Genomic DNA, 11,665 nt, shown 5'->3' on the forward strand with positions numbered 1-11,665 from the left:
ACATGAAAGCTGCTTTAATTACAGGAATTACTGGACAAGATGGGGCGTATTTAGCAAAATTTTTACTAGAAAAGGGATATAAAGTATTTGGAGTTATGGCTAGGCGGAGTACTGACACTTCTTGGCGACTAGATTATTTAGGTATTAAAAATGATGTTGAACTTCTAGAAGGTGATATGACAGATGTAACATCTTTAATTCGTGCATTACATATCTCAAAAGCAGTAGAAGTATACAATCTTGCTGCTCAAAGTTTTGTTGGTACTTCTTGGGAGCAACCTATACTAACTGCTGAAGTAACAGGTGTTGGAGTAACGAATATACTAGAAGCTATTCGTTTAACAAATTCAGAAATTAGGTTCTATCAAGCTTCTACAAGTGAAATGTTCGGACTTATTCAAGAAGAAATGCAATCAGAAACTACTCCATTTTATCCTAGAAGTCCATATGGAGTTGCTAAATTGTATGGTCATTGGATTACTGTGAATTATAGGGAAAGTTTTAACATGCATGCATCAAGTGGAATATTGTTTAATCATGAATCGCCACTTAGAGGAATTGAATTTGTAACAAGAAAAGTGACTGATGCAGTAGCACGAATAAAATTAGGATTACAAAAAGATTTAAGACTAGGTAATATTGATGCAAAACGTGATTGGGGATTTGCTGGTGATTATGTTGAGGCGATGTGGTTAATGTTGCAACAAGATCAACCAGATGACTATGTCGTAGCCACTGGAAGAACAACGACTGTAAGAGAAATGTGTAAAATTGCATTTGAGCATGTTGGTTTACATTATGAAAACCATGTTGTTATCGACCCTAAATTTTATCGGCCAGCTGAAGTTGATGTATTATTGGGTAACCCAGCAAAGGCTAAAGAAAAATTAAGATGGGAAGCTAAGACTTCATTAAATGAATTAATTACTATGATGGTAGATGCAGATTTAGAAAGAATAAAGAAAGAAATATAAAAGGTGAAAAAACAAATGAAAGTTTTAGTTACTGGTGGAAGTGGGTTTGTAGGTGAACATTTAGTAACTAAATTATTGAAAAGAAATCATGAAGTGATTGTTGGTTATAGAACAAAATATCTAAACGATAGTTTTAATTCTATTAGAATTGATATCACTTCTAAAGACAGTATTAAGAAAGCTTTGCAAAAAATAAAACCAGATGTAATATTTCATCTGGCTGCTCAAAGTAGTGTGCCTAATTCATGGAAATACCCTGCTGAGACAGTTAATACGAATACTATTGGAACTATTAATTTAGTGCAAATGGTAGGTGAAGTAGTACCTGATTCAAAAATTATTACAGTGGGGTCAAGTGAAGAATACGGGTTATCAGCTATGCATAATGAAATAATTAATGAATCGGTAATTTGTAACCCTCAAAATCCTTATGCTTCAAGTAAAATGTTAGGTTGTCAAATTGCTTTTCAGTTTGCGAAAAAAGAAAATCTAAAATTAATACATTTAAGACCGTTTAATCACTTTGGTCCTGGGCAAAAGAAAGGATTTGTAGTAAGTGACTTCGCTTCGCAAATTGCTGAGATTGAAGCTGGTCTCATAGAACCTGAGATAAATGTAGGAGATTTAAGTAGTTTTCGAGATTTTACTGATGTTCGAGATATTGTAGAAGCATATGTACTATTAATAGAATCAGATATTGAATCTGGAATTTTTAATATTAGTTCAGGTATACCTATTGAAATTAAAAGTATACTTAATATATTGATCAGCCTATCGAACAAGAAAATAAAAATAAAAAAAGATGAAAAAAAAATTAGGCCTTCCAATATTAAGAAGTTTGCTGGTGACTCCTCTAAACTTAAAATACAAACCGGTTGGAGTCAAAAATATAACTTAAACGAAAGTCTAGAAGACACATTAAATTGGTGGAGAAGTCAGGTTAATTAACCTGGCTTTTTCATTTTATATGGAGGGATTTTCATAATGAAAATAGTTTTGTTATCTGGTGGTTCTGGAAAACGACTTTGGCCATTATCAAATGATTCACGTTCAAAGCAGTTTTTAAAAGTACTAGAGGATACTGATTATAACTTGCAATCTATGGTTCAAAGGGTTTGGGGGCAAATTGAAAATGTAGGTTTAGAAGATTCTACAATAATAGCAACAGGAAAATCACAAGAAGATATGATTAAAAGTCAGCTTGATAATCAAGCTGGCTTAATTATTGAACCGAGTCGACGTGATACTTTCCCAGCTATTGCTTTAGCCGCTTCTTATCTATATAGCCATAAGGGTGCTAACCTAGGTGAAGTTGTAGCTATCTTACCAGTTGATCCATATGTAGATGATCAATTTTTTAATCGTATAAAAGATCTAGAGCAAACCATTAAGGATAGTGACGCTCAGCTAGCATTAATTGGAGTTAAACCTACTTATCCTTCTTCTAAATATGGTTATATTGTTCCTGATGTTAATGAGAGTGGAGAAGATTTTCTTTCAGTTGCTCGGTTTACGGAAAAACCATCTGAAGATAAAGCGAGTGAGTTAATTAGCAATGGTGCATTATGGAACTGTGGTGTTTTTGCATTTAAATTAGGATATATTATATCTATCCTAGAACAAAAAGGATTACCCATTCAATATGAAGAACTATTAAAACAATATAATCAATTACCTAAGATAAGTTTTGATTATGAAGTCGTTGAAAAAACAAAAAATATTGTTGTTCTTCCATACGAGGGATACTGGAAAGACCTTGGAACTTGGAATACACTAACAGAAGAAATGGCTACCTCCCAAATTGGCAAAGGTGTTATTAGTAAAGATAGTAACAATGTCCATTTAATTAATGAATTAGATATTCCAGTTACAGTATTAGGTGTTTCTAACTTAGTAGTGGCAGTTAGTCCAGATGGAATTCTAGTTTCCGATAAAGAGGCTAGTCCTCGCATAAAAGAATTAGTAGGTGAGTTTAATAACCGTCCAATGTATGAAGAGCGTCGTTGGGGATGGTACCGTGTTTTAGATTACACAAAGTTTAAAGAAGGAAAAGAAGTTTTAACAAGACGTATAGGCGTAGCTGCTGGTAAAAACTTAAGTTATCAGCTACATGACTATCGAGATGAGGTTTGGACAATCATTAAAGGTGAAGGTGAATTTATTATTAATGATAAACTTCGTTTTGTTAAACCTGGTGATGTCCTGCAAATTAAATCTGGGGATAAACATGCAGTTAGAGCAATTACAGATTTAGAATTCATTGAAGTACAAACTGGATCACAACTTATTGAAGAAGATATTGTCCGTTTATATATGACGTGGGAAGAAATCCAAGAGAATATCTTAGAATTTGAAAAAATCTTAGTAAGATAAGAGAGCCTACATGTAGTAATTAATATATTAATAAAATCATCTTAGTAAATGTAGGAATTATTTAACACACCCAGGCTAACCAAAGCCTGGGTGTGTTTGTTATGCGATCAAAGAGAATTACAAAAACAAATTAATATTATTTTTTACAGATACTACTGTTTAAATTATAGAAAAATTATAATATATAAGGTTGATAGAAAAAGAGATTGTATAAATAGGGGAGTCAATATGAAAAAGAAATGCTTAAAGTTTTTATTAGTCTGTTTGATATTCTCACAATTTTCAGGCTTAAAAATATCCGCTGCGGTTGATGTTACAAAACCTGTATTTGAAAGTATTAGTATAGATAAAACAAATGTAAAAGTGGGAGATCCAGTAACAATTACGATAAAAGCCCATGATACAGAGTCAGGATTAGTCGAGTCATCCTTACCTGTAGTGTATAAATCTCCTATTACTCACAAAGATCAATGGGTTTATTTATCTTACAATGCATCTATAGGTGGGTATGAAGGTTCCATAATGATGAAAGACTCTATGGAGTCAGGGGAATGGCAAATATACTTCTTTGATCTGATGGACAACGCTGGAAATTACGATAGAATCACGGGTCCAATAGCTGGGAGTAGTTTTACTCTAACAGGAACAACTACTGATGTTACCAAGCCTATCCTTGATAGAATTAGTGTAGATAAGTCAGATGTAAATGTTGGAGATCAAGTAACGATTACGATTAAAGCACATGATACAGAGTCAGGAATAGTAGAATCAGAGGTTCCGGTAATTTACAAGTCTCCTATAACTCACAAGGACCAATGGGTATATTTACATTATAATGCTTCTATCAGTGGGTATGAAGGTTCCATAACGATGAAAGACTCTATGGAGTCAGGGGAATGGCAAATATACTTCTTTGATCTGATGGATAACGCAGGTAATTACGATAGAATCATGGGCCCAGTAGATGGGAGTAGTTTTACTCTTACAGGAACAACGACTGATGTTACCAAGCCTATCCTTGAGGGCATTAATATAGATAAGACAGATGTAAGAGTAGGAGATAAGGTAACAATCACGATTAAAGCTAAGGATACAGAATCGGGATTAGTAAACTCATCCTTGCCTGTAATCTATAAATCTCCTATTACTCACAAGGATCAATGGGTGTATTTACCGTATAATGCTTCTATTGGAGGGTATGAAGGTTCTATAACGATGAAAGAATCTATGGAGCCTGGGGAATGGCAAATATACTTTTTTGATTTGATGGACAATGCAGGTAATTACGAAAGATTTATGGGGCCGTTTGCTGGGACAAATTTCACATTTCATGATTACACGCAAGACCACATAAATCCAACATTTAATAGTATAAATATTGATAAATCAACAGTCGAAACAAACGATAATCTAGGTATAACAGTTGACGCATCCGACGATACGTTAGTGAAGAGTGTTGTTGTGAATTATGTAAAGCCTATATCAGGTGAAACAGAATCGATTACTCTATCAAAAGATTCAGATGGATTATTTAGAAATAACTACTATATTCCATCAGATTCAGAGTATGGAGAATGGAAGGTTGCCTATGCAGAAATTACCGATTTAAACAATAATAAAACAACAATATCAATTGGATTGGATTCTGGTAATTTTATAGTATTAAAACCGATAACATCATTAGGACATAAGTTTGTCATGAATAACGAATCATGGTCGAATCAAACAATAAACGGTGATGTATATATCGGACCACAAGCGATCTTAACCATCAATCAAAATGTAACGATTAATGGAAATGTATATGTTCTTGGAGCTTTAAGGAGTTATGGTGGTTTAAAAATAAATGGCTATATTAATGCTAGAAGCTTTTATATGGGTTATAGATACTCTTACTTTAATGGAGATGTTTCTTTAAGTGGAAGTAATTCAATCTATTCAATGGTTGCTACTACTTATCCATTGAGTGAAGTACCAATTCAATTGTATGACACTCCTTTAATTAAGGAAGATGGCAAAATAAATCTTCGAGGTGCAACAATACCGGTTGTTGATGTCTATTTAGATAACCAAAAACTAAATGTAAGAAGTGATGGAACGTTTAGATTCACTGATTACTATGTTGGTGATAGAAAAGAAATTACTTTTACTTTTATTGATGTATTTGGAAACACAACATACAAGAACTATAAAGTATATACCAATGACCAACCTGTTGTATCTATTGATAAACCAGAAGGTATTTATTTAGGCACACAATACATCGAACTTTCACTTTCAAAAGACGGTAAGATTTATTATACCTTGGACGGAAATGATCCGACATCCAATAGTGCTGTATATAGTGGACCGATTACACTAGATCAATCATCTGTTCTTAAGTTTGTTGGTGAGGATGAGATTGGCAACAAGTCCGAAATTTATACGAAGAACTTCCAACTGTTTAAATTGGATGAAGTGACTAATAACAGTAAAGTAATAAAAGGATCAGGTAACCCTGATTTAACTGTAACTTTTACATTTCAAGATAAATCATATTCTACAGTTATCAATTCAGATGGACTTTTTGAAGTTGAAGTACCTAACCTGAAAGATCAGAAGACGATTTCAGTTGTTGCTAGTGACCAACAAGGAAACATAAGTAGTAATTATGAAATACAAGTAAAAGACGTTATAGCGCCTCAAGTAAATGGAGTGGAGCAAAACGGAATCTATAATTCTGATAAAACGATTACATTTAATGAAGGAACAGCGACATTAAATGGAAATCCTTTTGTAAGTGGTACTACGGTTGTGACAGAAGGAAGTTATACACTTCAAGTTATGGATGAAGCGGGGAATATTACGAAAGTTAATTTTGGGATAGACAAAACAGCTCCAACAATTTCTGGAGTTGAAAATAATAAGGTTTATAATCGGGATGTTATGATTTCATTTAATGAAGGCAGTGCGAAATTGAACAATGAGGTTATTACGACAGGAAAAACTGTAAGTAATGAAGGACAATATTCATTAGAGGTTACGGATTTAGCTGGAAACAAAAAAGCAGTAAACTTTAGCATTGATAAATCGGCTCCAATTGTTAAAGGTATAGAAAACAATAAAGCTTATAATCATGATGTTTCCCCTACTTTTAATGAAGGAATTGCTAAGTTAAATGGTACAACATTTATTAATGGAACTACTGTAAGTGCAGAAGGAAGTTATGCTTTTGAAGCAATTGATGCTGGCGGGAACAAAACTACAGCAAACTTCTCAATTGATAAGACAGCACCAATAGTAACAGGAGTGAAGGATCAAGGACTATATAAACAAGATGTTATGATATCAGTAAATGAAGGATCAATAACATTAGATGGAACAGCCTTTGTATCTGGATCAAAGGTAGCAAAAGAAGGTCAGCATATAATAATAGTAACTGATAAAGCCGGAAATCAGACGACTTTAACTTTTACGATTGATAAAACTGCGCCAACAGTAAGCGGAGTAACAAACAATAGTTCTTATAACAAAGATGTAACATTAACTTTTAATGACGGAACGGCTACCCTTAATGGTAATGCCTTTACTTCAGGTACTAGCGTTACTAATGAAGGTATATATAAATTAATTGTGACAGACAAAGCAGGTAACCAAGCAACGATCAACTTTACAATTGATAAAACAGTTCCATTAGTAAGTGGCGTTGAAAATGAAGGTGTATACAATAAAGAAGTAACAATAACCTTTAATGAAGGCAATGCGAAATTAAATGGAACTGAGTTTAAGTCAGGATCCATTGTAAAAACAGAAGGAACTTATAATCTAGTGGTTAAGGATGCAGCTGGGAACCAAACATCGGTGAGTTTTGTCATCGATAAATCAGCACCGACAGTTAGTGGAGTAACAAACAACGCTTCTTACAATAAAGACGTGACAGTAACATTTAATGAAGGAACTGCATTATTGAATGGCGTTTCAATAAACAGCGGAACGATCGTTAAATCACCTGGTCTCTATACCTTAGTTGTAACAGATGCTGCTGGAAACAAAACAGAGATTAAGTTTACGATTGATAAGACAAGTCCAAAAGTGACGGGTGTAGTAAATAATGCATATTATAATAAAGACGTCACAATTTCCTTTAATGAAGGCAGTGCTTTGTTAAACGGAATTTCAATTAAGAGCGGAACAATTGTTAAAACAGCGGGTACTTATACTGTAGCTGTGACGGATACAGCTGGAAACAAAACGACTGTTAAATTCACCATTGATAAGACAGCACCATCTCTGCCAATTATTTATAGCGTGACAGATAAATCTACATCAGTAAGTGGTAAAGCGGAATCAAACTCAGAAGTAAAGCTGTATATCGCAGGGAAATATTTTAAGAGTGTTTCTGCAGACCGTTACGGAAACTATAAATTTACGATTTCGAAACAAAAAGCTGGAACTGAGATTAAAGTAACTGCTAAGGATAAGGCAGGGAACATCAGTAAACCTAAAGTTACAAAAATTATAGATAAGACACCACCTGCTGTTCCAACAGTAAACAAAGTAACGACTAAGTCTACCTATGTAACGGGTAAAGCGGAGAACGGCGCTACGGTTTATGTTTACCGAGGAACTAGCTACTTAGGAAAAGCCGTGGCAGACTCAACTGGTTCTTTTAAGGTTAGTATAAAGCCCCAAAAGAAGGATAAGATGTTGTCTGTACATGCAAAAGACGCAGCTGGCAATACGAGTGGAAAACGATCTGTGAAAGTATATTAAACACAATAAAGCACCCGGACTCTTAATGGTCTGGGTGTTTTTTTGGTTTTTCTTCCTTTTTTATAAAAAAACAACATATTGCCAATTTATTAGGAGAAAAGTAATATAATTGTATTGTCTAAAAAAGGGGTTACTACATATGAGAACAATACAGAAAATACTTATTCTGACATTACTAATGATTTCTTTTGTGCTAAATCCAACGGTATCAAGTGCAGCAGTAAAGAAATCTACCTTTTATTATCCTAATAATAAAAATTGCGGAGAATACTGCAGTGCAAAGTTATCACTCGGAGCAGATGGATCTGTTTATGAGGTTTTTTCAAGACCGGAATACGGTCGTATAACTGCACTATCTTCTTCAGGGAAAATGAAATTTAGCTACATGGCTGCTAAGGGGATATTTCCTGCTTATTTTCCTGCTGCAGCAAGCAACAAAACAGTTTATTCCAGTTTCAGCAAAGATAATTATCGTGATGGAGCAATCTTGGCGATCAATGAAAAGGGGAATAAAATCTGGCAGTATAACGTAACGGGTGGAGTTCCTTCTAAGCCTGTGGTTGGAAAAGATGGAACCATATACTTTGGACAAGGCAACTATACAGAGATGTACGGACCTTATAATTCTTCATATCTATATGCACTTACACCACAAGGGAAGCTGAAATGGAAGGTAAAGCTAGCTGGTGATACATTAATGAGCGATATTCAAATCGATAAGAATGGAACATTATATATTGATGCCATTACAATGGATGATACTGTTATGCTATACGCGATTACTTCAAAAGGAAAAGTGAAATGGCTAAAGAAGAATGCGTTTAGACCACAAATTGGAAACAACAGCATCCTCCATTATTTGGATGGAAAGGGTAATGTAGTTGCTGAAGATCTATATGGTAAGAAAAAGTGGAGTTACAAAGTACAGGGGTATCCTGAATTTAAGGTAGACCAACAAGGAATGGTCTATGTAAAAAATGAAAAGAGTCTAGTTGCAATTTCCAATGGTATGAAGAAATGGTCTAAAACCATTGAAACCGGTGGGATGTGGAATTCAGATTGGCTATTTACCAAAACGCATCTTTATCTTGGGGTAGATTCTTTTGAAAAAGGATCTAAATTATATCGTTTTGAATTAAAAATGGGGAAAACCAGCTGGGCAACTCAAGAAAAGACAAGGGTTAATTCACTATTGATCGATTCCAAAGGAAATTTAATAAGTTCATTTAACTACGGAAAAACATTTAGTTTTGATTTTTAATCTCTTTAACCCATCCTTAGAAGATGGGTTTTCTTATTTTATAAGTGAAATTTTAAAAAATTACCAATTATATAGTAAAAATATATTAGTAAACTATACCCATTTAAAAGAAAATACTGTAAAATAATCTTGTTTTTACATATTTGAAAGGATGAGGTAGTTGAAGGGGATTTTAAAGAGTAGTACGTTATTTATTTTCATGCTTGTTTCAGTATTATTTGTAGGACATAACCATTATGTTCAAGCAGGTGTAAGTGAAGCGGTTCAGATTCAATTGAATAAGACTTATTATGGAACTGTAACAGATTATTACGACGAGGATTATTATAAATTCACATTAACTAGTCCAGGGAATGTGACGTTATCTTTAAAAAATCAAGCAGATGCAGAATGGTATGCCAAAATACAAGATATTAACGGGAATATTTATGAAGATCTTTATACGGATAACAGCGAACTAGTGTCTGGTTATTCCGAAACTCAAGTTGGGTTGCCAGCAGGGACTTACTATATCAGAGTAAAAAATGAATACAATGCTTATGGAAAACAGTATCAATTTAAAACAAGTTTTACATCCAGCAATAATTATGAGAAAGAGTTCAATGACAGTATTACTTTTGCTAATCCAATCAATCTTAATGAATCCTATAAAGGTGGAATAAGAGATTATTATGATGCTGACTTCTATAAGATTACTTTGCCAAAAGACGGCAATATCCAGCTTACTATGAAGCAAGAATCTTGGGTCAGCTGGTATGGGCACATCCAAAATAGTAATGGTTCCATCTACGAAAGTATTACTACAGACGATAGTGAATTAGTAGAGGGAGATGCTGTTACACAAGTAGGATTACCAAAAGGTACATATTACATAAAAATAGCAAATGATAGCAACTCTTATGGAACTCCTTATGAATTTAAAGTAAGTTATACAGCAAGTGATTACTATGAGAAGGAATTTAATGATAATTTAACTTCTGCAGATTCTATGAATTTAAATCAAACTTATAATGGGAGTTTAGAAGATTATAACGATATCGATATCTTCAAAATCACACTTCCATCTGACGGTAATGTAACGTTATCTTTAAACCAATTGCCAGGTTCGGAGTGGTATGTGCACATTCAAAATAGTACAGGCAGTATTTACGATTGGTTTTACACAGACAGCAGTGAACTTGTAAGCGGAAATGCTACTGCTCAAGTGGGATTACCAAAAGGAACATATTATATAAAAGTAAGCAATTCAGATTATGCTTATGATCATCCTTATAAATTAAAAGCCAGCTTTAAAGCGAGTCCTTTTTATGAAAAAGAATTTAACGATAGTTTAACATCTGCAACTGTTACGAAGCTTAACAATACGTATACCGGAAGAATTTCGCACTCTGATGATACAGATGTGTACAAGGTTACAGTACCTACTAGCGGGAATGTTTCGTTAGCTTTTAAACAACTGCCAGGAGCAAGGTGGTATGGACATATCCAGAACAGCAATGGTGGGGTATATACCTATTTTTATACGAATGATGACGAACTAGTATCAGGTTACTCCTACTCAAAAGTATGGCTGAATAAAGGAACTTATTATTTCGTAGTAAAAAATGAATATGATTCTTATAATAAAGCCTATGATTTTAAGTTTTATATGAAATCAAACCCTGTTAAAGCTGCAAACGTTAAGGTAAACAACAACAAAGGTAAGTCTGACTCTGTTACTGTAAACGGTTTAGCTAAAGGTGATGTGGTGAAGGTATATAATGCGAGCAGTAAAGGAACATTACTTGCATCTGCAACTTCAACGGGAACATCCGCTACACTTTCGATTAAGCAGGTAGGTACAAAGAGCGGGAAAATCTATGTAAGTGTTACGAAATCTGGTTTAGCAGAAAGTGATCGAGTAGCAGTCACTTATAAAGGTGAACAAGCAAACGCACTCGCTTCAAGCCAAGTGAAAATTACAAACAACAAGAAGAAAAACGATACGATCTATGTTTCGAAACTGCAAAAAAACGATGTGATTAAGGTGTATAGTGCTTCAAGCGGAGGAAAGCTATTAGCTTCTTCTACTTCAAAGGGTTCAAGCTTAACTATTTCTTTAAAGCAGCTCGGAACAACAGCTGGCAAAGTTTATATCTCAATTACACCTTCAGGTATGCTTGAAAGTACCCGAACTGCAATCAGTTATAGTGCAGAAAAATAAATTATGAAAGATGGAATGCTTAGGTATTCCGTCTTTTTTTCTATTACTATTATCCTATTATTCTGCTATACTATATTTTGTAAATAATAGGATAAGTTGGTG

General features: G+C 34.0%; 6 protein-coding genes. All 6 read left to right on the plus strand.

Features of this window, described 5'->3' with window-relative positions; all coding sequences use genetic code 11:
• Positions 1-2 precede the first annotated feature (2 nt).
• The 6 genes from gmd to RGB74_RS02270 all read left to right on the plus strand — a co-directional run bounded on the left by gmd (position 3) and on the right by RGB74_RS02270 (position 11,563).
• Entirely contained in the window at positions 3-974 is a 972-nt protein-coding gene (gmd, locus tag RGB74_RS02245) for a GDP-mannose 4,6-dehydratase (RefSeq protein ID WP_310761367.1), read from the plus strand.
• A 15-nt stretch (positions 975-989) separates the two neighbouring features.
• The gene (locus tag RGB74_RS02250; RefSeq protein ID WP_310761368.1) at positions 990-1,922 is read left to right on the plus strand and encodes a GDP-mannose 4,6-dehydratase; all 933 of its coding nucleotides are present in this window, start codon (positions 990-992) and stop codon (positions 1,920-1,922) included.
• A gap of 36 nt (positions 1,923-1,958) precedes the next feature.
• On the plus strand, positions 1,959-3,347 hold the full coding sequence (locus tag RGB74_RS02255; RefSeq protein ID WP_310761369.1) for a sugar phosphate nucleotidyltransferase: 1,389 nt from the start codon (positions 1,959-1,961) through the stop codon (positions 3,345-3,347).
• A gap of 228 nt (positions 3,348-3,575) precedes the next feature.
• Complete coding sequence (locus RGB74_RS02260) at positions 3,576-8,099, plus strand: Ig-like domain-containing protein (RefSeq protein WP_310761370.1); 4,524 nt, start codon at positions 3,576-3,578, stop codon at positions 8,097-8,099.
• 139 nt (positions 8,100-8,238) lie between these two features.
• Positions 8,239-9,360, plus strand: coding sequence for an outer membrane protein assembly factor BamB family protein (locus RGB74_RS02265; protein WP_310761371.1), 1,122 nt, complete (start codon positions 8,239-8,241; stop codon positions 9,358-9,360).
• 160 nt (positions 9,361-9,520) lie between these two features.
• Positions 9,521-11,563, plus strand: coding sequence for a pre-peptidase C-terminal domain-containing protein (locus RGB74_RS02270; RefSeq protein WP_310761372.1), 2,043 nt, complete (start codon positions 9,521-9,523; stop codon positions 11,561-11,563).
• Positions 11,564-11,665: the final 102 nt, after the last annotated feature.

Source organism: Bacillus sp. NEB1478 (assembly GCF_031582965.1).
Taxonomy (GTDB): domain Bacteria; phylum Bacillota; class Bacilli; order Bacillales; family Fictibacillaceae; genus Fictibacillus.